Origin of the sequence: Pseudomonas sp. HY13-MNA-CIBAN-0226, from assembly GCF_040310305.1 — a bacterium.
Lineage (GTDB): Bacteria > Pseudomonadota > Gammaproteobacteria > Pseudomonadales > Pseudomonadaceae > Aquipseudomonas > Aquipseudomonas gregormendelii.
In genome coordinates this window covers 1-272 of the sequence record NZ_JBEOPS010000256.1, presented here as the reverse complement: position 1 = coordinate 272, position 272 = coordinate 1, and the positions used below count along the sequence as shown (strand labels likewise).

Here is a 272-nt window from a genome sequence, read left to right as displayed (position 1 = left end):
CCGCGGAAATGCTCGTGGCTGGCGTGGCGCTGCTGATCGTCAGCGCATTGTCTGGCGAGCACCTGCAGGCCATGCCGCCGCTGGAAGGCTGGCTGGCCCTGGCGTACCTCACGGTGTTCGGCTCGATCATTGCCTTCAACGCTTATATGTACTTGCTCAAGCACGTCCGCCCGGCGGCGGCGACCAGCTATGCCTATGTGAACCCGGCCGGGGCCGTGTTACTGGGGATTGTGTTCGTGGGTGAGAGCATCGGCCTGGAAGAAGCCCTGGCA

Annotated in this window: 1 protein-coding gene; it reads left to right on the top strand. The window is 64.0% G+C overall.

Features of this window, described 5'->3' with window-relative positions; all coding sequences use genetic code 11:
* A partial coding sequence (locus tag AAEZ05_RS28655; RefSeq protein WP_350649977.1) for an EamA family transporter occupies positions 1-272 on the top strand: 272 nt, incomplete at both ends.